The following is a 21,498-nucleotide window of genomic DNA, read 5'->3' as shown; positions in this document are numbered from 1 at the left end:
TCTTCGCCTACTCCTCTTCCGGGCCCTGCTCGATGACCGTGTACGCGTGCGTCGCGTTCTCCTCACGGAGTACGACGTGCAGGATGTCGCCCTCCTGGATCACGGACTCGCGGGTCGGCAGCATGCCCTCGCCGAGCCGGTCGATCCAGGCGATCCGGCACTTGGACTGCTCCTGGAACTTGACGGTGCGCTCGCCGATCCACGGCTCGCCGGCCGGGACCTGGTCGAGGCGGATGGTGCCGGACGGGTCCCGGAAGTCCGGCTCGGCGCCGGCGGGGAGCAGCCGGCGGAGGACCTGGTCGGCGGTCCACTTCACGGTCGCGACCGTGGTGATGCCGAGCCGCTGGTACACCTCGGCTCGACCCGGGTCGTAGATCCGCGCGACGACCTGCTGGATGCCGAAGGCCTCGCGGGCGACGCGGGCGGCGATGATGTTCGAGTTGTCGCCGCTGCTCACCGCGGCGAAGGCGTCGGCGCGCTCGATGCCCGCGTCGGAGAGCACCTGCTGGTCGAAGCCGTAGCCGGTGACCTTCAGGCCGTTGAAGGACGGACCGAGGCGCCGGAACGAGTCCGGGTTGCTGTCGATGACGCTGACCGTGTGGTTCCGGTCCTCGAGCGAGCGCGCCAGCGTGGAGCCGACCCGGCCGCATCCCATGATCACTACGTGCACGTGCGGAGCCTATCGAGCGCCCGAGACGGAGTCTCGTGGTCGAGTGGGCGAGAGCACGATGACGAACGAAGTGAGGAGCACGGTGGGAACGCTACTGCACCCGGGGCGCGGAGGCCGACAGTGCTCTGCCCTGGGTTCCTGTCCGACGGATCGCCTGGAATGCCCTACCGTTGTCCCTCGTGATCCTCACTTCGTTCGTCAATGAGCTCTCGGCGACTCGGCCACGAGCAAGCTCGGGCACTCGGTAGCCTCCGCTCATGGGTGTCGGTGGCGTTTCCAAGCGAATCATCCTCGGCCGCAAGCTCCGCAGCTCTCAGCTCGGGGAGACGTTGCTGCCGAAGCGCATCGCCCTACCGGTTTTCGCCTCGGACGCGCTCTCCTCGGTGGCCTACGCCCCGGATGAGGTCTTCATCATGCTGTCGGTCGCCGGCGTCTCGGCGTACGCCTTCAGCTGGAAGATCGGCATCGCCGTCGCCCTGGTGATGGCCACCGTGGTGCTCTCCTACCGCCAGAACGTGCACGCCTACCCGAGCGGCGGCGGCGACTACGAGGTCGCGACCGTCAACCTCGGCCGGCGGGCCGGCGTCACGGTCGCCAGCGCGCTGCTGGTCGACTACGTGCTCACGGTGGCGGTGTCGATCTCCTCCGGTGTCCAGAACGCCGCCGCGGCGCTGCCGTTCGTGGACGGCCACGAGACCGAGTGGGCCTGCGTCCTGGTGGCGCTCCTCGCGGCCCTCAACCTGCGCGGCGTCCGGGAGTCCGGCGCGGCGTTCGCGATCCCGACGTACGGGTTCATGATCGCGGTGCTCGGGATGACCGCCTACGCCGCGATGCGCGCCGCGGAGGGCAACCTGCCCGACGTGGAGAGCGCGGACCTGAAGCTGCTGCCGGCGTCCGGGTACGAGGGCGAGATCAGCCAGATCGCGATGATCTTCCTGCTGGCGCGCGCGTTCTCCTCAGGGTGCGCGGCGCTGACCGGAGTCGAGGCGATCTCCAACGGCGTGCCGGCCTTCCAGAAGCCGAAGAGCAAGAACGCGGCCACCACGCTGCTGCTGCTCGGGGCGATCGCGATCACCATGCTGATCAGCATCATCGTGCTGGCGCGGAACATGGGCCTGCGGTACGTCGACCCGCACGACCTCGAACGGCTGCGCCAGGGCGACGGGTCGCCGCTCCCGGACGGCTTCGACCAGCACACCGTGATCGCCCAGATCGCGAAGGCGGTCTTCAGCGACTTCTCGCCCGGCTTCTACTTCGTCATCTCGATGACGGGCATCATCCTGATCCTGGCCGCGAACACCGCGTTCAACGGCTTCCCGGTGCTCGGCTCGATCCTGGCCCGGGATGGTTTCGCCCCGAGGGCCCTCGGCTCCCGCGGCGACCGGCTCGCGTACAGCAACGGCATCCTGTTCCTGGCGGCGATGGCGATCGTGCTGATCGTCGCCTTCCAGGCGCAGCCGACCCGGCTGATCCAGCTCTACATCGTCGGCGTCTTCGTCTCGTTCAACCTCAGCCAGCTCGGGATGATCCGGCACTGGACCCGGCACCTGAAGACGGAGAAGAACCCGGCCGAGCGGCGCCGGATGTACCGCTCCCGCGCGATCAACACCTTCGGCCTGGCGATGACCGCGGTCGTCCTGGTGGTCGTGCTGCTGACCAAGTTCCTCCTCGGTGCCTGGATCGCGATCCTGGCGATGATCGTCTTCTACGTGATCATGATGCGGATCCGGCAGCACTACGACCGGGTCGAGGCCGAGCTGGTGATCGGCGACGCGGACCCGATCATGCCGACCCGGGTGCACGCGATCGTGCTGGTCTCCAAGCTGCACAAGCCGACGATGCGGGCGCTCGCGTTCGCCAAGGCGACCCGGCCGAACCTGCTCGAGGCGGTGTACGTCGGCTTCGACCAGGACGAGACCGACAAGCTGCTCGAGGACTGGGACCAGCGCCGGATGGACGTCCCGCTCAAGGTGCTCTACTCGCCGTACCGGGAGATCATCCGGCCGATCGTCGAGTACGCCATCGAGATCCGGGAGGCGAACCCGCGCGGCGTGGTCGCGGTCTACATCCCCGAGTACGTGGTCGGCAGGTGGTGGGAGCAGATCCTGCACAACCAGACCGCCCTGCGGCTCAAGGGCCGGCTGCTCTTCACCCCGGGAGTGATGGTGACCTCGGTGCCGTACCAGCTGCGCGGCTCGGAGGTCGGCAAGGAACGTGAGGACCGGGTGCTCTACCGCTCCCGCCCCGGCGACATCAGGCGTGGTGGACGTGACCGCTGAGGCAGCCTTCGCCGTCGGCGACCGGGTCGAGGCGAGCGTCGGGCCGGTCGCACACGGCGGCCACATGGTGGCGCGGGTGCCGGCCGGCGACGCGTCCGTGGTGATCTTCGTCCGGCACGCCCTGCCCGGCGAGCGGGTGGTCGTCCAGATCACCGACGTCGCCAAGCGGTTCTTCCGCGGCGACGCCGTCGAGGTCCTCGAGGCGTCACCGGACCGGGTGCCGGCACCGTGCCCGCTCGCGCACCCGGACGGCTGCGGCGGCTGCGACTTCCAGCACGTCTCGCTGCCCGCCCAGCGCGACCTCAAGGCGGCCGTGGTCGCCGAGCAGCTCCAGCGGCTCGCCGGGCTCGAGGTCGACGTCCGCGTCGAGGAGGTCCCCGGGGCGCCCGACGGACTGCACTGGCGCAGCCGGATGCAGTACGTCGGCCTGCCGGGCGGCGACTACGGGTTGCGCAAGAACCACTCTCACGAGGTGGTCGCGGTGCCCGAGTGCCTGATCGCGGCGCCCGACGCCCGGGTGGTCCTGGTCGGCCAGCCACCCGCGGGCGACACCGTCACCGAGACCGTCCGCGGCCGCTCGTTCGAGGTCGCCGGCGATGGCTTCTGGCAGGTGCATCCGGGCGCCCCCGAGACGCTGGTGTCGTCCGTGCTGGAGCTGCTCGACCCGCAGCCGGGGGAGCGCGCGATGGACCTGTACGCCGGCGTCGGCCTGTTCTCCGCGTTCCTCGCCGAGGCGGTCACCGAGACCGGCAGCGTGATCTCCGTCGAGGGCGACCGCCGGGCCAGCGACCTGGCCAAGGGGAACCTCCGCGACCTGCGCCAGGTGAGGACCAAGGCGGGGCGCGTCGACCGGGTGCTCAAGGACCTGGACACGATGGCTGACGTGGTGGTGCTGGACCCGCCGCGCGAAGGCGCCCGCAAGGACGTCGTGAGCGCCGTGGTCGACCTGGCGCCGCGGGCGATCGCGTACGTGGCCTGCGACCCGGCGGCGCTGGCGCGCGACCTCGGCTACTTCGCCGAGCGCGGCTACCGGCTGAGCACGCTGCGGGCGTTCGACCTGTTCCCGATGACCCACCACGTGGAGTGCGTGGCGCTGGTGGAACGCGCTTGCTAGCGCTGCGTCTTCCGTGCCGTGTTCATCGCGACCAGGCGGGTCACCACCATCGCGATGTAGAACACCCCGGCGACCTGCTCGATCATGACCACGCTGCGGGAGTGGCCGCTGATCGGCACGACGTCGGAGAGCCCGGTGCTCGACAGCGTCGTGAAGGAGAGGAAGAGCAGCTCGGTCCAGCTCCGGGCGGCGTCCGGGTCGACGGCCGCGGTGAAGCTGCCCGGGTCGAGGGCCTGGACGACGACGTAGAGGTGCGCGAAGGCCCAGGCCAGCAGGGTGAAGACGGCGCCGATCGCGAACAGCTCGTCGGTCGTGACGTGGTCGTCGTGGAGCATGTACGCCAGCATCGCCGCGGCGGCGTACACGTACAGCGCCGCCTCGAACCCGGACGCCCACGGGGCCAGGTCCTCGTTCTGGGTGATCACCTGGACGACCAGCAGCACTACCGCCGGCAGCGCGATCAGGATCGCCACCCAGGAGAGCAACGGAGTCGCCCGGATCGCGAAGATCGCCAGCCCGAGGACCAGCAGCCCGAAGAGCGCGAACAGCTGGCGCCCGGCGAAGCTGCCCTCCAGGAACGGGTAGAGCAGCACGCCGGCGAGCTGGGCGGCGAGCAGCACCGCGCACGGCGTCCGCCTGAGGAATCTGATCAGCTCCATGCGCCCGAGGCTATCGAGCCGGGGCGGGCATCCGCGGAAGAAGTTTGATATCGTGTATCTTGACATCAAGATAAATCAGAGCGGCCTTGAAGTTAGGTAAACCTTCCTTACGCCCCGGCTTCGAAGATGGGCAAGATGGCCCCGACAGACTTCCCTGCACCTCGCGTGCCGCTGCAGATCAACGAGACACAAGGAGAACGCCGATGGCGAGCGTCGACAGCTTCGGTGCCAAGGGCACCCTGGACGTGAATGGCAAGGCCTACGAGATGTTCCGTCTCGACGCCGTGACCGGTGAGGGTGTCGACGTCGCGTCGCTCCCGTTCTCCCTCAAGGTACTGCTGGAGAACCTCCTGCGCACCGAGGACGGCGCCAACATCACCGCCGACGACATCCGGTTCCTCGGGGCCTGGGACGCCGACGCCCAGCCGGACAAGGAGATCCAGTTCACCCCGGCGCGGGTGATCATGCAGGACTTCACCGGCGTGCCCTGCATCGTCGACCTCGCCACGATGCGCGAGGCGATGGCCGAGCTCGGTGGCGACGCCACCAAGATCAACCCGCTCGCGCCCGCCGAGATGGTCATCGACCACTCGGTGATGGCCGACGTCTTCGGCACCCCGGAGGCGTTCGAGCGCAACGTCGAGATCGAGTACGAGCGCAACCGCGAGCGCTACCAGTTCCTGCGCTGGGGCCAGGGCGCCTTCGACGACTTCAAGGTCGTCCCGCCGGGCACCGGCATCGTGCACCAGGTCAACATCGAGCACCTGGCCCGCACGATCTTCACCCGCGAGGTCGACGGTGAGCTCCAGGCATACCCCGACACCTGCGTCGGCACCGACTCGCACACCACCATGGTCAACGGCATCGGCGTCGTCGGCTGGGGCGTCGGTGGCATCGAGGCCGAGGCGGCCATGCTCGGCCAGCCGGTCTCCATGCTGATCCCGCGCGTGGTCGGCTTCAAGCTCTCCGGCGAGCTGCCCGAGGGCTCGACCGCGACCGACCTGGTGCTGACCATCACCGAGATGGTCCGCAAGCACGGCGTCGTCGGCAAGTTCGTCGAGTTCTACGGCCCGGGCGTCTCCGCGCTGCCGCTGGCCAACCGCGCCACCATCGGCAACATGAGCCCGGAGTTCGGCTCCACGATCGCGGTCTTCCCGATCGACGAGGAGACCGTCAAGTACCTCAAGCTCACCGGCCGCTCCGAGGAGCAGCTCGCGCTGGTCGAGGCGTACGCCAAGGAGAACGGTCTCTGGCACGACCCGTCGGCCGAGCCGCGCTACTCCGAGAAGCTCGAGCTCGACCTCGCCACCGTGGTGCCGTCGCTGGCCGGCCCGAAGCGCCCGCAGGACCGCGTCGAGCTGTCCAACGCTGCTCCGGCGTTCGCCTCCGAGCTGCCGGCGTACAGCTCCAACCCGGACGCGAAGATTCCGGTCACCCTGGCGGACGGCACCAGCTTCGACCTCGAGAACGGTGCGGTCACGATCGCCTCGATCACCTCGTGCACGAACACCTCGAACCCGTCGGTGATGATCGGCGCGGCGCTGCTCGCCAAGAAGGCCGTCGAGAAGGGCCTGGTCCGCAAGCCGTGGGTCAAGACCACGCTGGCGCCCGGCTCGAAGGTCGTCACCGACTACTACGAGAAGGCCGGCCTGACGCCGTACCTGGACAAGCTCGGCTTCAACCTCGTCGGCTACGGCTGCGTCACCTGCATCGGCAACTCCGGTCCGCTGATCCCCGAGGTGTCGCAGGCGATCAACGACAACGACCTCGCCGTCGTCTCGGTGCTCTCGGGCAACCGCAACTTCGAGGGCCGGATCAGCCCGGACATCAAGATGAACTACCTGGCCTCGCCGCCGCTGGTCGTCGCCTACGCACTGGCCGGCTCGATGAAGGTCGACCTGTTCAAGGACCCGCTGGGTGTTGATCAGGACGGCGCCGAGGTCTACTTGAAGGACATCTGGCCGAGCCCGAGCGAAGTCGAGGAGACCATCGCGATGGCGATCAACTCGGACATGTTCGACGACTCGTACGCCGACGTCTTCGCCGGCGACGACCGGTGGCGCTCGCTGCAGACCCCCGAGGGCAACGTCTTCGAGTGGGACCCGAGCTCGACGTACGTGCGGAAGGCGCCGTACTTCGACGGGATGCCGGACGCCCCGGCTCCGGTCACCGACATCGAGGGCGCCCGGGTGCTGCTCAAGCTGGGCGACTCGGTCACCACCGACCACATCAGCCCGGCGGGTGCGATCAAGAAGGACAGCCCGGCCGGTCGTTACCTGACCGAGCACGGCATCGAGCACCGCGACTTCAACTCCTACGGTTCCCGACGCGGCAACCACGAGGTGATGATCCGGGGCACGTTCGCCAACATCCGGCTGCGCAACCAGCTGGCTCCGGGCACCGAGGGCGGCGTCACCCGTGACTTCACTGCCGGCGGCGAGGTCACGTCGGTTTACGAAGCCAGCGAGAACTACATCGCCGCGGGCATCCCGCTGGTGGTGCTCTCCGGCAAGGAGTACGGCTCCGGGTCCTCGCGCGACTGGGCCGCGAAGGGCACCTCGCTGCTGGGTGTGAAGGCCGTCATCGCCGAGTCGTACGAGCGGATCCACCGCTCCAACCTGATCGGCATGGGCGTCATCCCGCTGCAGTACCCCGAGGGCCAGACCGCCGAGTCGCTCGGCCTGACCGGCGAGGAGACCTTCTCGATCTCGGGCATCACCGAGCTGAACGAGGGCCGCACCCCGAAGACGGTCAAGGTCACCGCGGGCGACGTGTCGTTCGACGCGGTGGTCCGGATCGACACCCCGGGTGAGGCGAACTACTACCGCAACGGCGGCATCATGCAGTACGTGCTGCGGAGCCTGCTGAAGGGCTGATCTCCACGGCGATCGGCCTGTCACCTCCGGGTGGCAGGCCGATTGCTACTTTTCTTCTCCGCGACCCAACCTTTCAGCGACCTCGTCTCGTGATCAGGGGCAGAACATCCCTGGACAGAGGAGCGACATGACCACCGAGCTCGGACGACGACTGCGCGAGGTCGCAGCCGACGCGCCACCGACCCTGCCCGCCGACGGGTTGTGGGACCGCGGCCTGCGGAGGCACCGCACCCGCCGCCTGGCCGGCGTGGTGGGGAGCATCGTCGTCCTGGCGACCCTGGTCGGGGGCATCGGCATCCAGGCACTGGACGGTCCGGACCGCCGGGCGCAGGTCGCCGCCGCGAAGCCCGGGGACCTGCACCTGCCGCGCACGATCGCGGTCCCGGCGCCGTGGTCGAAGGGCACCGCCGACGAGGGTGAGCTCGGGGTGCTGGCGGCGGTCGGGGCATCGGACCGGAAACGCCCGAAGGGCATCGCCGGGATGGTCGCCTACCAGGGCCTGTACGGCGTCTCGGCGGTCGACGGGACGGTGCGGTTCCTGGACCTGCCGACCCCGGAGAGCAAGGACATGCCCGGGCAGTTCATCAACGCGGCCCTCTCGCCGGACGGGCGCAAGCTCGCGTACCCGCGCTACGACGGCAACGGGAACGACACCAGCAGCGATGGGAGCCTGGTCGGGTGGTCGGTCTACGACACGGTCACCGGCAAGATCACCGAGCTGCAGGACCCCGAGGCGCCGCGGATCGAGGCCGGAGCCTCCGACCTGGCCTTCAGCACCGACTCGCGGTTCCTGCTGACCAGCTACGCCGCGGCAGGCAACGCTGACAGCGAGTCCGACGAGTTCGTCGCCTGGAACGTCGCGGACGGTTCGAGGACCGTGGTCGAGGGCGCCGGGGAGTACTGGCTGCCCAACATCGGTTCCGGCCCGGGCGGGATTGTCTGGTCCCGCGACAACGACACCTACACCTACGGCACGGTGGCCGGGGCGACGACGTCGATCCGAACCGAGCACGACCCCGTGACCGCGTCCTTCGCGCCCAGCGGATCCGGGTTCGCCTACGTCGGCGGAACGCTGGCCGGGGGTCGCAACGGCGGGATCGACGCCCCGTGGAAGCTGTACGTCGGCCCGACCCCGGACCGGATGCGTCAGGTCCCCGGAATCACCGACGCCGGCCTGGTCCTCGGCTGGCGCGACCCCGATCACGTGGTGGTCGCCACCACCGACCGCGACTACGTCGTGGTCGACGTGAACGACCGCAGCATCGAGAAGGGTCGCATCGGCGGCAACGTGAACCTCGCGGTCCCGATGCTGGCTTCCGACCTGTGGGCCAACGACCTGGTCGACGGCGTCCAGCCGCCGGACGCCTCCGACCCGCGCACCCCGGCGCGGATCGCGGTCCTCGGCGCGGGCCTCGTGCTCGCCGTCGGTGTGTTCGGCACGATCCGGTGGCGGCGTCGACGTGGCTGACCGCAACGACTTCGAAGAGTTCGTGGCAGCGCGTTCGGCAGCCCTGCTGCGGACGGCGTACCTGCTCACCGGCCAGCACGCCGACGCCGAGGACCTGCTCCAGCGCGCCTTCCTCAAGGTGGTGCCGGCCTGGTCGCGGATCCAGGGCAGCCCGGAGGCGTACGTCCGCAAGGTGATGGTGCGGGAGAACATCTCGCGCTGGCGGGCCCGCCGCTGGCGGGAGGTGCTGGTGTCCCGGCACCCCGAGGAGCCGACGGACTCGGGTACGTCCTTGGAGGACCGACTCACCCTCATGGCCGCGCTGGCAACGCTCGCGCCGCGGCAGCGCGCCGTGATCGTGCTGCGCTACTTCGAGGACTTGACCGAGGTGGAGACCGCCCGGCTGCTCGGGGTGGCCGTCGGCACGGTCAAGTCCCAGCACCGGGACGCGATCGCCAGGCTCCGGGTGCTGGTCCCGGACCTCCTCCGGGAGGGCTCCGATGAGCGTCGTACGGTGGCTCCATGATCGTCGCCATCAGCATCAGCCCGTCCGGAGCCGCCGACGAGAGCGGCAGCGTCAGTGCCGCAGTCGCCGAAGCCGTCCAGGTGATCCGGGACTCCGGCCTCCCCAACGAGACCAACTCGATGTTCACCAACATCGAGGGGGAGTGGGACGAGGTGATGGCGGTCGTCAAGGCGGCCGTCTTCAAGGTCGCCGAGTCCTCGCCGCGGGTCGGGCTGGTCCTCAAGGCCGACATCCGGGAGGGTTTCGCGACCGGTCAGCTGACCGCCAAGGTCGACCGGGTCGAGGCCGCGCTCCGGACGTAACCAGCCCTGTGCTGGTATGGGGCGCATGTCCGTTCTCGAGATCGACAGGCTGTCCAAGTCCTACGGGTCACGCGCTGCGCTGACCGGGACCTCGTTCGAGGTGCGCGCCGGGGAGATCTTCGGCTTCGTCGGCTCCAACGGTGCCGGCAAGACCACCACGATGCGGATCGTCCTGGGAGTGCTGGCCGGTGACGGCGGCGAGGTCCGCTGGGACGGCCGCCCCATCGATGCCGACCTGCGCCGCCGGATCGGGTACATGCCCGAGGAGCGCGGGCTGTACCCGCGGATGAAGGTCGGCGAGCAGCTCACCTACCTGGCCCGGCTCTACGGGATGGACGCGGCCACTGCACGCGCCTCGATGGAGCGCTGGACCGACACCCTCGGGATCGCCGAGCGCCGCGACGACGAGGTGGTGAAGCTCTCGCTCGGCAACCAGCAGCGGGTCCAGCTCGCGGCCGCCCTCGTGCACGAGCCGGAGCTGCTGGTCCTCGACGAGCCGTTCTCCGGCCTCGACCCGGTGGCCGTCGACGTGATGAGCGAGGTGCTCCGCGAGCGCGCCGCCGCCGGAGTGCCGGTGCTGTTCTCCTCGCACCAGCTCGAGCTGGTCGAACGCCTCTGCGACCGGGTCGGCATCATCGCCGCGGGCCGGATGGTCGAGGTGGGCGCGATCGACGAGCTACGCCGCCACGAGGTACCGCGCTGGCGGGTGGACGGCGAACCGGCCGCCGCCTGGGCGCCGGGCCTGGCCGGCGTACGGGTGCTCGCGGAGACCGGTACGACGACCGTCGTCGAGCTCGCCGCCGGGAGCGAGCAGGCCGTCCTGGCAGCAGCCCTGGCGGCAGGTCCGGTGCGTGAGTTCGCGCTCGAGCGTCCCTCGCTGACCGAGCTCTACCGCGACGTCGTCACCGCGAGCAACGGGACCGAGGTGCCGGCATGAGCGCCTGGACGATCATCCGGCTCGTCGCCGCCCGGGAGATCCGGGTGAAGTTCACCTCGCGGTCGTACCTGCTGGCGACCGGCTCCATGCTCGCGGCCGTCGTCCTCGGCGGTGTGCTGATCAACGTGGTGGACTCCTCGGACCCGCTGAAGGTGGGCCTGACGCCGCAGACCTCGTCGGTCGCCGACGCCGTGACCAGCCTGTCCGGCAAGGGTGACGTCGAGACGAAGGACGTGGCCGACGAGGCAGCCGGCAAGCGGCAGGTCCGGGACGGCGACCTCGACGCCCTGCTGACCGGTACGCCGGACCGGCTGGCCGTGGTCGTGAACAAGGACCTGGACCCGAAGCTCGAGTCGGTGTTCACCGCGATCGCCCAGCAGCAGGCGCTCTCCGCGCAGATCGAAGGACTGGGCGGCGACCCGGAGAAGGTGGCGTCGTCGCTGCTCTCCGCCGTCCCGAAGGTCACCCAGCTGGACCCGGCGGAGACCGACGGCGGCAAGGTGGTGGCGGCGTACATCGTCGGCATCCTGATCTTCCTCGGCCTGGTCACCGCCGGCCAGCTCGTCGCCCAGGGCGTGGTCGAGGAGAAGACCAGCCGGGTGGTGGAGCTGCTGCTCGCCACCATCAGCCCGTGGCAGCTGATGGCCGGCAAGGTGCTCGGCATCGGCGTGGTCGGGCTGACCCAGATCGCGGTCGTCGTGGCCGGGGGAGCCGGCACCGCCAGCATCCTCGGGCTCGTGGACACCAGCGAGCTCAACCTGGGTGCGACGGCGATCTCGGCGATCGGCTGGTTCCTGATCGGGTTCACCACCTACGCCCTGGCGCTGGCCGGACTCGCGGCGCTGGTCTCGCGCCAGGAGGAGGTCAGCTCGGTGATCTCCCCGGTGATCATGCTGATGACGCTGCCCTACGTCGTCGGGGTCTCGATCGGCACCTGGGAGCCCGACAACCCGCTGGTGGTCTGGCTGTCCCGGATCCCGTTCTGCTCGCCGCTGGTGATGCCGATCCGGATCGCGGGCGGCGGCGTACCGGCGTGGGACGTGCTGCTCGCCGTCGGCCTGTCGCTGGCGATCATCCCGGTGCTGGTCTGGGTCGCCGGACGGCTGTACTCGAACGCGGTCCTGCAGACCGGCGACCGGGTCAAGCTGCTCCAGGCGTTCCGGGCCGACCGCGGCTGAAATGCAAACTGAGCCGCTCCCCAGTGCGGCTCAGTTGCACGTCCGTCGTCTCCGACGGACCCCGTCTCCCTCCCAGAAGCCGGGTAGTCCGGTTGCTCAGGCGTCGGACGCCAGGAGCTGGTCGAGCCAGGCGTCGACGTCGACGTTCTCGCTGCCCAGCGGGACCGTCTCGAGCGAGGCGTAGATGAAGTCCTGGACGGCGCGCGTCGGGAACTGCAGCAGGGTCTCGCCGGACGGCGAGTCGAGCTCGACGATCACGACGGCCTCGCCGCTCGGGCTCAGGCAGGGCCAGACGTGCACGTCGCCGTCGCCGGTGGGCTCGTACTGGCCCTCGAGGAGCAGGTCGCGGGCGAACGTCCAGACGACCGGGCCACCGTCGGCGTTGAGGGTCATCGTGACCGCCCACGGGTCCGCAGGGTTGTAGTTGAACTCGGCCGAGAGGTCGTGGTCCTGCTCGGTGTCGGCGGCAGCGATCTGAACCGCCGTCGTGCTGACCTTGGTGGTGAGCTTGCTGTCCATGGTCGTGTCCCTGTCCTGAGTTGGCTCGTGTTCGATCCTTCGGCAGAGGAACGGGGAACATTCGGTTTCATGACTCGATATCGGTGGACTGGTCCAGTTGAAATGCCAACTGGTCTAACTTTCTAGTCCGATTAGGTCCGTATTGGTCGATATTGTCTGGAACTTGTTCTCACGAAAAGCAGAACCGGTTCTGCCCGGAGGCAGAACCGGTTCGGCGGCAACGGGGGATCAGGCGGTCGCGACCTCCAGGCCGGTCCGGCCCAGGATCGGCTCGGACTCGATGATGCCCTCCTCGCTCGGCGCGACGCCCTCGTCGAAGACCTTGGCGGCCTGGCGGGCCCGCAGCTCAAGGTGCGCCTCGGCGGGTTTGTCGTACCCGTAGAGCTCGCGGGCCTCGGCGGGAGTCCGCACGACCGGCTCGGTCGGCGGCACCCCGTAGAAGATCGGCGCGACGACCGGCTTGGTCATCGGTGAGAGGAAGCCGAGCAGCTCCAGCTTGACCCGCTTGTTCAGGTTCGCCAGGAGGAAGGCGATCTTCATGACCGGGACGACGGCCAGGTCGACGAGCCGGGACTGCTTGATCCCGCCGAGCTCGCGCATCCAGCGCGGCATCGTCGCGATCGTGGCCGCCCGCAGGGTGCGGCCGACGACCCAGTTCGCCGGCGCGAAGATCCGCGGCATCTCGGGCAGCATTACCGACGCGTCGAGGAGGTGGTGCATCGCCTTCTTCGCGATCCCGGAGCCGATCAGCTCCGGCCGCATCCGGTCGTAGTACGCGCGCAGCTCGTCGCGGGTGCGCGGGATGTCGTCGGGGGAGCAGGTCTGCAGCTCGGCGGCTACGGCGCACTCGGCCCAGTACTGGCGCTCCTCGGCCTCGCTCAGCTTGCCGGGGCCGTACATCTCGTAGGCCTTGAGGATCGAGTGCCAGCCGGTGAGCTGGATCCAGAGCTGCGAGTCCGGGTCGTTGGCGTCGTACCGGCGTCCGGTGACGGGGTCGGTGCCGACGGCCTTGGAGTGCACCTTGACCAAGACGTCGGCGACCTGCGACGTCGACCGGGTGTCGGCGAAGGCGACCATCGCGAAGTAGCGCAGCGTCCGGTCGTACCGGGTGCGCGGCCGGGCGTAGATGCCCTGGGTCTTGTCGACCGCGGCCACGAGGGCCGGATCGAGCTCCTCGATGACGACGGCGCGCTGGAAGCCGACGGTGAGGGAGGTCGGATAGCTCCAGACCTTCCACGTGACCGAGTCCGGACCGAAGAAGCCGTAGTCCTCGTGCGGGGTGATCTCCGGCGTGCGGAGGAGTGCGGGGAGTGCCATGAGCCAATTACTACACGTGTGTAGCAATTGTGCAATAGGCTGCCCCGGTGAGTTCCAGCAAAGTCGGCGCACGCCGCCCGTACGCCGCGCGGGTGCCCGCCGGCGTCCGGCGCGAGCAGCTGCTCGACGCCGCCCTGACGATCATCGTGCGGGACGGGTACGACGCGGTCACCATCGACGCGATCGCCAAGGAGGCCGGTGTGACCCGGCCGGTGGTCTACGGCGTCTTCGACGACCTCCGCGACCTGCTGGGCAGCCTGCTCGACCGCCAGCAGGAGCGCGCTCTCGCCCAGCTCGCCGCCGCGCTCCCGCCCGAACCCGACCTCACCGACCCGGACCGGCTGGTCGCCGACACCGCGCGCCGGATGATCGAGACGGTCCGGTCGAACCCGCTCACCTGGCAGCCGATCCTGCTGGCGCCCGCGGGCATGCCCGAGCAGGTGCGGAGCCGGATCGAGGCGGACCGCCAGAACTTCCTGACCCAGGTCACCGGCCTGCTCGAGGTGGGCCTGGTCCTGCGCGGCGGACCCGACCTCGACGCCGAGGTGATGGCGCACGCGCTGCTGGCGATCCTCGAGCACTTCGGCCGGATCCTGCTGACCGATCCGGATCGCTTCGACACCGAGCGGCTGGTGCGCACGATCCAGGGAGTGCTCGGCGCGCTGCGCTAGATTCGTTCGAACACCTGTGCGAAGATGAGCGCATGTTCCATCCTCGACCCGACCCCGCGCCCGTCCCGCAGTCCGTCCCGGCCGGTTCCACGGTCGCGCCGCCGGGCTGGCCCAGCCAGGTCCGGCCTCCGGGCACCCCGGACTGGGAACGCACCGCCACCAACTGGCTGCTCGACATCTGCCCGCCGGAGTACCGCGGCTATCCCGGACTGCGCCGGCATCCGGCCATCCTGGCCCGGTTCGCGGTGCTGCACGTCGAGGCGGGTCAGGCCGCGGTCCAGCGCGGTCTCAGCGAGGTCCGCGGCCTGCTCCGGGACATTGCCTCGCACGCCGAGGTCGCCGCGGCGGTCGACGTCTGGCAGTACGAGGGCGCCCGGCTGATCAGCACCCGGCGCGCGGTCGGCCTGGTCGAGGACGCGCTCCGCGGTCAGCGGTACGCCGCGCGGCTGTCCGACGCGGTCTGAACTCTCTGCCAGAGTGGCCGGGTGATCCCCACCCGACTCGCCGTCCTGCTGCTGATCGACCGCCGCGGCTGGGTGCTGCTCCAGGAGCGTGACGAGCACGCGCCCCGGGCGGCGAACCAGTGGGGCATGCCCGGTGGGCACGTCGAGGACGACGAGGACTTCGAGCCGGCTGCCTACCGCGAGCTCGCCGAGGAGACCGGGATCGACCTGCCTCCCGGTTCGCTGACGCTCTGGCGGGACGCCGAGTACACCTACCCGGACGGGCACCACGGCCACTACCGGATCTTCGCCGCCGCGGTCGACCTGGCCGATGCCGACATCGTGGTCGGCGAGGGCCGGCAGATCGTCTTCGTCGATCCGGAGCGCGTCGCCGGGCTCGACCTCGCCGGCTCGTCGCGGCACTTCGTCCCCGACTTCCTCGGCTCCGACCTCTACCGCTCACTGAGGAGCACCCGATGACCGAGCCCCGCCTGCTCCCGGTCGCCGTCCACCCGGTGCCGTCGTACGGTGCCGAGGACGTGGTGGTCGCCGACAACGGCCTGGTCTTCACCGGCACCGAGGACGGCAGCATCTTCGCGGTCCGTCCCGACGGCGGCGGGGTCGACCTGATCGGCAGCACCGGCGGTCGGCCGCTGGGGATCGAGCTGCTCGGTTCCGACCGTCTCCTGATCGCCGACGCCCACCACGGGCTGCTCGCGATGAAGCTGCGGACCGGCGCACTGGAGACGCTCGTGGACGCCGTCGAGGGTCGCCCGCTGGTGTTCTGCAACAACGCCGCGGTCGCGCGCAACGGCGACATCTGGTTCTCCGACTCCTCAACCGTCTTCGGCATCGAGAAGTGGAAGAACGACTTCGTCCAGCACACCCGCACCGGACGGCTCTTCTGCCTGCGCGCGAACGGCGTCGTCGAGCAGGGCCTGGACGGGTTGGCCTTCGCCAACGGTGTGGCGCTCGCGGCGGACGAGTCGTACGTCGCTGTCGCCGAGAGCGGTGCCCGTACGGTGGCCCGGCTCTGGCTGACCGGCGAGCGAGCGGGGGAACGCGACTTCCTCTGCACCGACCTCCCGGGCTACCCCGACAACATCGCCCGCGGGTCGGACGGACTGATCTGGGTCAGTATCGCCTCACCGGTGGACCCGCTGGTCGAACGGATCCGCCGCGGGCCGATGGCGCTGCGCAAGGCGGTCACCGCGATCCCGGAGGCGTTGCAGCCCAAGCCCCGGCAGACGGTCCGGGCGATGGCGTACGACGACAGCGGCACCCTGGTCCACGACGTGAGCGGCGAGGTGGGCGGCTTCCACATGGTCACCGGCGTCCGCGAGCACGACGGCCGGCTCTGGCTCGGCAGCCTCCACGAGCCAGCGGTTGCGGTGATCTCACTCGGGGCGGACTAGACTTCTCCGAAGCACTGATCGACAGCACCGATCGACGAAACCGGGGAAGGCAGGGCATTGGGGCACCTTGACGCGATCACCGGACCGCAGGACCTGCGCCGGCTCGACGATCGCCAGCTCGACGAGCTGGCGACCGAGATCCGCGACGAGCTGGTCCGCACCTGTGCTCCCCGCGGCGGCCACCTCGGCCCGAACCTCGGTGTCGTCGAACTGACCCTGGCGATCCACCGGGTCTTCGACTCGCCGCGTGACAAGGTCGTCTTCGACACCGGCCACCAGGCCTACGTGCACAAGATGCTCACCGGCCGGGCGCCGGAGTTCGACTCGTTGCGCACCGAGGGCGGGCTCTCCGGCTACCCGAGCCGCGCCGAGTCCGACCACGACCTGGTCGAGAACTCGCACGCCTCCACGTCGCTGTCCTACGCCGACGGGCTGGCCAAGGCCTACGCGATCCGCGGCGAGGACCGGCACGTGGTCGCGGTGATCGGTGACGGGGCGCTGACCGGCGGGATGGCTTGGGAGGCGCTGAACAACATCGCCGTCGGCAAGGACCGCTCCCTGGTGATGGTCGTCAACGACAACGGCCGCTCGTACCAGCCCACGGTCGGCGGCCTCGCCGGCCACCTGACGACCCTCCGGACCAACCCCCGGTACGAGCAGGTGCTCGACCAGGTCAAGCGCAAGCTCAACGGCGTCCGCGGTGTCGGCCCGGCGGTCTACGACGCGCTGCACGCGATGAAGAAGGGCATGAAGGACGCACTGGCGCCGCAGGGCCTCTTCGAGGACCTCGGCCTGAAGTACGTCGGCCCGATCGACGGCCACGACCGGCCGGCCGTCGAGCAGGCGCTGGTGCAGGCCAAGCGGTTCGGCGGCCCGGTGATCGTGCACGTGATCACCCAGAAGGGCTTCGGCTACCACCCGGCTGAGCGCAACGAGAACGACCAGATGCACCAGGTCGGGCCGATGGACCCGGAGACCGGCGCGCCGATGCCCAAGGGCCGGATCTGGACCGACTTCTTCTCCGACGAGATCGTGAAGATCGGCGAGGAGCGCCAGGACGTCGTCGCGATCACCGCCGCGATGCTGTACCCGGTCGGGTTGGACCGCTTCGCCGCGCGGTTCCCGGACCGGACCTTCGACGTCGGCATCGCCGAGCAGCACGCGGTCACCAGCGCGGCCGGCCTGGCGATGGGTGGCCTGCACCCGGTCGTCGCCATCTACGCGACCTTCATGAACCGGGCCTTCGACCAGGTCCTGATGGACGTGGCCCTGCACAAGTGCGGTGTCACCTTCGTCACCGACCGCGCCGGCGTGACCGGCGACGACGGCGCCAGCCACAACGGCATGTGGGACATGTCGATCTTCCAGGTCGTTCCCGGCCTGCGGCTCGCGGCGCCGCGCGACGGCGCGCGGGTCCGTGAGCTGCTCCGGGAGGCCGTCGCCGTCGAGGACGCTCCGACGATCGTCCGGCTACCGAAGGGCGCCCCGCCGGAGCAGGACATCCCGGCCCAGTTCAAGGTCGGCGACGCCGACGTCCTGGTCCGCCGTGGTGACAAGGACGTGCTGATCGTGGCTCCCGGTTCGATGGCCGCTACGGCTGTCGAGGTCGCCTCCCGCCTGGTCGACCAGGGCATCGGGGTGACCGTGGTGGATCCGCGGTGGGTCAAGCCGATCGAGCCCGCACTCGTCCCGCTCGCCGCCGAGCACCGCCTGGTGGTGAGCGTCGAGGACAACGGCCGGGTCGGCGGCTTCGGGGCGAACCTGCTCCAGCTGCTCAACGACGAAGGCGTTCGGAGGCCGTTCCGGCTGCACGGCATCCCGCAGGAGTTCCTCGACCACGCCAAGCGCGAGGCGATCCTGGAACGGATCGGTCTCACCGCGCAGGCCCTGGCCCGCCAGATCGTCGAGGACGTGACCGCCCTGGACGCGGGTCACCCCCTGGTCGACGTCGACTAGGCCGTTCGTGCGGTCCTCTCAGCGGCAGCCCCTGGCCGCGCTTGTCGTCGTGGTCGCCCTCTGCCTGGGCATGCTCACCGGCTGCCGGGACGACAGCGACCCGAGCGACAGCGCCACCACCGGCGCGGTCTCGGCCGACGAGGCCCAGCAGCTTCTCGACACGCGTTCCGCTGCCCTCCGCGACGGAGACCTGAAGGCGTTCCTGGCGACGCTGGACCCGACCGACAACGCCCTGCTCAAGCGCCAGCGCCGGTACTTCGCCAACCTGCAGGCGCTCCCGATCGAGACGCTGGACTACACGGTGCTCAAGTCCCAGTGGCCGCACGCCCTGCGCGCCGGGGACTGGGGAGCGCACGTGTCCGTCCCGCAGGTCCGCGTCGCCACCCAGCTGGCGGGCTTCGACTCGGTCCCGGTCAAGCGGATCACCGGGTTCGCCTTCGCCCGGCTGGACGGACGGCCGGTGATCATCTCCGAGATCACCGGCAAGGGCAAGCAGTTCCCCGGGTCCAGCCCGGCGCCCTGGGACCTGGTCCGGATCCACGTCCGTACCGATGGCGCCACCCTGCAGCTGTACGACGACGACACCTGGCCGCAGTCGGCGGAGCTCTCCCGGGTGATCGGCAACGGCATCGACGACGTTGAGTCGGCATTGCCGTTCCACTGGGACGGCCGGGTCGTGGTCTACGTCTTCGGACGGAAGGCGGTGCTGAACTCCTTCGAGGGCGTCCCGGGCGGAAACATCAACCACCTCGGTGCGATGACGTTCCCGATGTACGCCGTCCTCGGCCAGCCCGAGGTCGCCGGCATCCGGTTCACCCTGCTGCCCAGCTCGGTCCGGGCCGGCCAGCCGTTCCTGGACCGGATCACCCGGCACGAGCTCACCCACGTGGCGGTCGGGGACCGCGACGACGGGGCGCCGATCTGGTTCGCCGAAGGGCTGGCCGAGTACCTCGGTGCCCGCTCGATCGAGAAGGACAAGCGCCGGATCGCGACGGTGGCCGTCGAGCGCGCCCGCCGGGACGACGAGCAGCTTCCCTCCTCGCAGACCTTCAACGGCCCGGACCAGGCCTGGAACTACGCACTGAGCTGGATGGCCTGCGACTACATCGCCGCCACCCAGGGCGAGGCCCGGTTGTGGGAGCTGATGGACGCGCTGCACAACGGCGGCGAGGGTGTCACCGACGAGGAGCAGGACCCGGTGCTGCAGCGGGTGCTCGGCTTCGACTCCGCGCAGCTGGCCCGGCGGGCCGAGCGACGGATCCTGCGCATCTACGGGTAGCGCGACACGCATCACTCCGCCGCCCGGGCATATCGCGCGCCGCCGCGGCGTTGAGGACTCTAGGCTTGACCCAGAGCACCGCCCGACTTAGGAGCAATCGTGACCCAGGCACGCTTCGTGCACATCGTCGATGACGTCCCCGAGCTCGAGGGACTCAGCGACGGGCCGGTCATGATCGTCGCCCTCGAGGGCTTCCTGGATGCCGGGAACGCGTCCGGGCTCGCGTCCGGTGACCTGCTGGAGAACTCGTCCAGCCGGGTGGTGGCCAGCTTCGAGGTCGACGAGTTCTACGACTACCGCGCGCGGCGCCCACCGATGACCTTCTTCGAGGACCACTACACCGACTACGACGCGCCGCGGCTCGTCGTACGGCTGCTGCACGACGACGCGAACACGCCGTTCCTGCTGCTGAGCGGTCCCGAGCCGGACTCCCGCTGGGAGGGCTTCGCCGAAGCGGTGCGCCAGGTGATCGAGCACTTCGACGTCCGTCTGGTGGTCTCGCTGGGGTCGGTGCCGATGGCGGTACCGCACACCCGGCCGGTGCAGCTGACGAACCACGCCACCGCGAAGCGGCTGCTGATCAGCACCAACGTGTGGGCCGGCGAGATCCGGATCCCGTCCAGCGCGCAGTCGCTGCTCGAGGTCAGGCTCGGCGAGTGGGGTCACGACGCCACCGGCTTCGTCGCGCACATCCCGCACTACGTGGCGCAGTTCCCGTACCCGGAGGCGGCCGCGGCGATGCTCCGCCAGGTGGCCGCGGTGACCGGCCTGAGCTGGGACACCTCCGAGCTGGAGCAGGCCGCGACCGAGCGGCGTGCCGAGATCGGCAGCCAGGTCGCCGACTCCGACGAGGTGCGCTCGGTCGTCGAGGGGCTGGAGCAGCAGTACGACGCGTTCCACACCGGGGGACCGAACCTGCTCGACGGCACCGACGCCCTGGGCGACGCGTTGCGCGAGACCGGTGAGCTGCCGACCGGCGACGAGCTCGGGGCCCAGTTCGAGCAGTTCCTGGCCGGACTCGACCAGACCGAGGAGGACACTCCCTGATGCCCGCCTCCGTAGCCGAGCTGATCGACCTCCTCGACCTGGAGATGATCGAGGACAACCTCTTCCGCGGGAAGCAGCCGAAGACCGAGCTGCAGCGCGTCTTCGGGGGACAGGTGGCCGCGCACGCGCTGGTCGCCGCCACCCGGACCGTGGCCGAGAAGTACGTCGTGCACTCGCTGCACTCCTACTTCGTCCGGCCCGGCGACACCGCGGTCCCGATCGTGTACGACGTGGACAACGTTCGCGACGGCCGCACCTTCGCCACCCGGCGGGTGGTGGCCCGCCAGCACGGCCGGCCGATCTTCGGGATGACGCTGAACTTCCAGGTCCCCGAGGACGGACTCGAGCACCAGGACGTGATGCCCGACGTACCGGCTCCGGAGGACTGCCCGTCGCTGAACGACCTGTTCGACGCCCGCAGCGAGGAGGACGGCGACACCAGCGAGTGGGAGCGGGAGTGGGCCGCCCTCGAGGTGCGCTACGCCGGCAACTCGCGGCCGGGCGGCGAGCTGCCCCACGACCTCGAGCCGGCCCGGGCCCGGCTCTGGATCCGGGTGAACGGCGACCTGCCCGACTCGCCGCTCCAGCACACGGCGGCGTTCACCTACGCCAGCGACATGACGCTGCTCGGCGCCGCACTGGTGCCGCACGGCGTCTACATCTCCTCGCCGAACGTGCAGGCGGCGTCGCTGGACCACACGATCTGGTTCCACCGGCCGTTCCGCGCCGACGAGTGGTGGCTCTACGACCAGCACAGCCCGGCCGCGTCCGGGGGACGCGGCCTGACCTTCGCGCGGGTCTTCACCGCGGACGGCCGGCTGGTGGCCAGCGTCGCCCAGGAGGGCCTGATCCGGGTGCGCTGA

The 21,498-nt window shown here is 70.0% G+C and carries 20 protein-coding genes; 16 read left to right on the top strand and 4 right to left on the bottom strand.

The features are described from left to right. Positions 1-7: 7 nt before the first annotated feature. Positions 8-655, bottom strand: a complete 648-nt coding sequence (locus EFK50_RS02445) for a potassium channel family protein (protein ID WP_425454372.1) — start codon at positions 653-655, stop codon at positions 8-10. Between the two features lie 272 nt (positions 656-927). On the opposite strand from EFK50_RS02445, the gene EFK50_RS02440 reads away from it, so the two are divergent. Together EFK50_RS02440 and EFK50_RS02435 are read left to right on the top strand one after the other, a co-directional pair. Continuing rightward, positions 928-2,949, top strand: a complete 2,022-nt coding sequence (locus EFK50_RS02440) for an APC family permease (RefSeq protein ID WP_123225967.1) — start codon at positions 928-930, stop codon at positions 2,947-2,949. Beyond that, positions 2,939-4,063 carry a class I SAM-dependent RNA methyltransferase gene (locus tag EFK50_RS02435; RefSeq protein ID WP_123226579.1) on the top strand — a complete coding sequence of 375 codons (1,125 nt, stop codon included), beginning with the start codon at positions 2,939-2,941 and terminating at the stop codon, positions 4,061-4,063. The genes EFK50_RS02440 and EFK50_RS02435 overlap by 11 nt, the downstream gene beginning before the upstream one ends. On the opposite strand, the gene EFK50_RS02430 is transcribed toward EFK50_RS02435, so the two are convergent. Then, positions 4,060-4,722 (bottom strand): ion channel, encoded by a 663-nt coding sequence (locus EFK50_RS02430; RefSeq protein WP_183407664.1) that lies wholly within the window; start codon positions 4,720-4,722, stop codon positions 4,060-4,062. The two genes, EFK50_RS02435 and EFK50_RS02430, sit on opposite strands and share 4 nt — an antisense overlap. 203 nt (positions 4,723-4,925) lie before the next feature. On the opposite strand from EFK50_RS02430, the gene acnA reads away from it, so the two are divergent. The 6 genes from acnA (at position 4,926) to EFK50_RS02400 (ending at position 11,988) form a co-directional block, all read left to right on the top strand. After that, positions 4,926-7,598 carry an aconitate hydratase AcnA gene (gene acnA, locus EFK50_RS02425; protein WP_123225966.1) on the top strand — a complete coding sequence of 891 codons (2,673 nt, stop codon included), beginning with the start codon at positions 4,926-4,928 and terminating at the stop codon, positions 7,596-7,598. 127 nt (positions 7,599-7,725) lie between these two features. Continuing rightward, positions 7,726-9,066 (top strand): hypothetical protein, encoded by a 1,341-nt coding sequence (locus EFK50_RS02420; protein ID WP_123225965.1) that lies wholly within the window; start codon positions 7,726-7,728, stop codon positions 9,064-9,066. Then, complete coding sequence (locus EFK50_RS02415; protein WP_246003994.1) at positions 9,059-9,571, top strand: SigE family RNA polymerase sigma factor; 513 nt, start codon at positions 9,059-9,061, stop codon at positions 9,569-9,571. Before EFK50_RS02420 ends, EFK50_RS02415 begins: the two co-directional genes overlap by 8 nt. Continuing rightward, positions 9,568-9,873 carry a thiamine-binding protein gene (locus EFK50_RS02410; protein WP_123225963.1) on the top strand — a complete coding sequence of 102 codons (306 nt, stop codon included), beginning with the start codon at positions 9,568-9,570 and terminating at the stop codon, positions 9,871-9,873. Before EFK50_RS02415 ends, EFK50_RS02410 begins: the two co-directional genes overlap by 4 nt. A 25-nt stretch (positions 9,874-9,898) precedes the next feature. After that, on the top strand, positions 9,899-10,810 hold the full coding sequence (locus EFK50_RS02405) for an ABC transporter ATP-binding protein (protein WP_123225962.1): 912 nt from the start codon (positions 9,899-9,901) through the stop codon (positions 10,808-10,810). Then, entirely contained in the window at positions 10,807-11,988 is a 1,182-nt protein-coding gene (locus EFK50_RS02400; RefSeq protein ID WP_123225961.1) for an ABC transporter permease, read from the top strand. Before EFK50_RS02405 ends, EFK50_RS02400 begins: the two co-directional genes overlap by 4 nt. Before the next feature lie 96 nt (positions 11,989-12,084). On the opposite strand, the gene EFK50_RS02395 is transcribed toward EFK50_RS02400, so the two are convergent. Next, the gene (locus EFK50_RS02395; RefSeq protein ID WP_123225960.1) at positions 12,085-12,507 is read right to left on the bottom strand and encodes an SsgA family sporulation/cell division regulator; all 423 of its coding nucleotides are present in this window, start codon (positions 12,505-12,507) and stop codon (positions 12,085-12,087) included. A 228-nt stretch (positions 12,508-12,735) separates the two neighbouring features. Then, entirely contained in the window at positions 12,736-13,824 is a 1,089-nt protein-coding gene (locus EFK50_RS02390; protein WP_123225959.1) for an oxygenase MpaB family protein, read from the bottom strand. Positions 13,825-13,871: 47 nt separating this feature from the next. On the opposite strand from EFK50_RS02390, the gene EFK50_RS02385 reads away from it, so the two are divergent. The 8 genes from EFK50_RS02385 to EFK50_RS02350 all read left to right on the top strand — a co-directional run bounded on the left by EFK50_RS02385 (position 13,872) and on the right by EFK50_RS02350 (position 21,498). Continuing rightward, positions 13,872-14,495 (top strand): TetR/AcrR family transcriptional regulator, encoded by a 624-nt coding sequence (locus EFK50_RS02385; protein WP_123225958.1) that lies wholly within the window; start codon positions 13,872-13,874, stop codon positions 14,493-14,495. A 32-nt stretch (positions 14,496-14,527) separates the two neighbouring features. Then, complete coding sequence (locus EFK50_RS02380) at positions 14,528-14,959, top strand: hypothetical protein (RefSeq protein WP_183407663.1); 432 nt, start codon at positions 14,528-14,530, stop codon at positions 14,957-14,959. 21 nt (positions 14,960-14,980) lie between these two features. Then, the gene (locus EFK50_RS02375; RefSeq protein ID WP_246003993.1) at positions 14,981-15,418 is read left to right on the top strand and encodes an NUDIX domain-containing protein; all 438 of its coding nucleotides are present in this window, start codon (positions 14,981-14,983) and stop codon (positions 15,416-15,418) included. Beyond that, positions 15,415-16,353, top strand: a complete 939-nt coding sequence (locus EFK50_RS02370; protein ID WP_123225957.1) for an SMP-30/gluconolactonase/LRE family protein — start codon at positions 15,415-15,417, stop codon at positions 16,351-16,353. The genes EFK50_RS02375 and EFK50_RS02370 overlap by 4 nt, the downstream gene beginning before the upstream one ends. A gap of 57 nt (positions 16,354-16,410) precedes the next feature. Continuing rightward, positions 16,411-18,309: a 1-deoxy-D-xylulose-5-phosphate synthase gene (gene dxs, locus EFK50_RS02365; RefSeq protein ID WP_123225956.1), complete on the top strand. Its 1,899-nt coding sequence runs from the start codon at positions 16,411-16,413 to the stop codon at positions 18,307-18,309. Between the two features lie 7 nt (positions 18,310-18,316). Further along, on the top strand, positions 18,317-19,588 hold the full coding sequence (locus EFK50_RS02360) for a hypothetical protein (RefSeq protein ID WP_148046028.1): 1,272 nt from the start codon (positions 18,317-18,319) through the stop codon (positions 19,586-19,588). Between the two features lie 99 nt (positions 19,589-19,687). Next, positions 19,688-20,635, top strand: coding sequence for a proteasome assembly chaperone family protein (locus EFK50_RS02355; protein WP_221177247.1), 948 nt, complete (start codon positions 19,688-19,690; stop codon positions 20,633-20,635). Next, entirely contained in the window at positions 20,635-21,498 is an 864-nt protein-coding gene (locus EFK50_RS02350) for an acyl-CoA thioesterase (protein WP_123225954.1), read from the top strand. The genes EFK50_RS02355 and EFK50_RS02350 overlap by 1 nt, the downstream gene beginning before the upstream one ends.

This window comes from Nocardioides marmoriginsengisoli, assembly GCF_003725695.1.
GTDB classification, from domain to species: Bacteria; Actinomycetota; Actinomycetes; order Propionibacteriales; family Nocardioidaceae; genus Marmoricola; species Marmoricola marmoriginsengisoli.
Note: the sequence above shows the minus strand (reverse complement) of the source record. Positions and strands in the feature narration are given on the sequence as shown.